This is a genomic window from Mesorhizobium sp. WSM4850, assembly GCF_055811735.1.
Window position 1 is genome coordinate 1 of record NZ_JBVVPV010000141.1, and the last position, 1,109, is coordinate 1,109.

Consider the following 1,109-nt stretch of genomic DNA (forward strand, 5'->3'; position numbering starts at 1 on the left):
CTCCAGTCTCCTCGGTCAGGCCCGAATGGACAACCTTCCGAAAGCTCACAACTAGAGCACGTCCTGTTTAATCCGGTTCATATCCTGCGGCTTTGAAGTAATTGGCACATTCGGCTGGGGTGAAGAGGTCGACGACCGCGCCGACCGCGTCCCACAGAGCCTTGATGGTTCTCTCGGCCTTTGCTCGCAGCAGCGCCTTGAGTTTGGCGAAGGCGTTCTCAATCGGATTGAAGTCGGGACTGTAGGGCGGCAGGTAGAGCAGGCTCGCGCCTGCGGCCTCAATCGCGTCGCGCACGCCGGCGGCCTTGTTTGCGGGCAGGTTGTCCATGACGACTACGTCGCCCTCCGACAATGTCGGGAGGGACCAGCACCTGCTCGACATAGGCCAGGAACACGTTGCCGTTCATAGCGCCGTGGTAGACGAAGGGCGCAGTCATGCCCGTCAGCCGCAGCGCTTGGGTGAAGGTCGTGGTCTTCCAGTGGCCATGCCATGCGGCACGCCGGCCCGGCAGCGCTCGCCGCGCGGCGCTCTTCCACGCAGGCGAGCCATCTTTGTGGAGAGGCCGGTCTCGTCGATGAACACGAGCTTCGTCGGATCGAGATCGAGCTGGCCGTCGAACCACTCCCGGCGCCGCTTCAGGACGTCGGGGCGATCCTGCTCCAGTGCGTGCGAGGACTTTTTTGAATGTCCAGCCGTGGCCGCGAAGCCAGGCGCTCAAGGCGCTGCGGCTGATCCGCACCGACTGCTCGGCGACGAGCCACTCCACCATCTCGTTCAGCGTGATGTCCTTGCGCTCCCCGATCAGCCCGGCGATGAAGGCTTCATGCGCATTGAGGCTGGATGCGCGGCGGCGGCCCTGCGGGCGTGGCCCCAGTTCACCGATCTTCGCCCGCGCAATCCAGCGGATCGCGCAGGAGACTCCCACGCCGAACCGCGCCGCCGCTTGCCGCGCCGACATGCCCTCGTCCGAAGCCTTCAAGACCCGCAACCGAAGATCCCCGCTTAATGCTCTTCCCATCGTCCACCTCCATCGAGGGGGATGTTGAATCAGCACAAAACGCAGCCGTCACATCACAATCGATTCATCGATCACAGGACGTGCCTCTAG

The 1,109-nt window shown here is 63.7% G+C and carries 1 pseudogene; it reads right to left on the minus strand.

The window, feature by feature from the left end:
- Positions 1-67 precede the first annotated feature (67 nt).
- Positions 68-1,019 (minus strand): annotated as a pseudogene (locus AC0L2Z_RS35280) (IS630 family transposase).
- Positions 1,020-1,109: the final 90 nt, after the last annotated feature.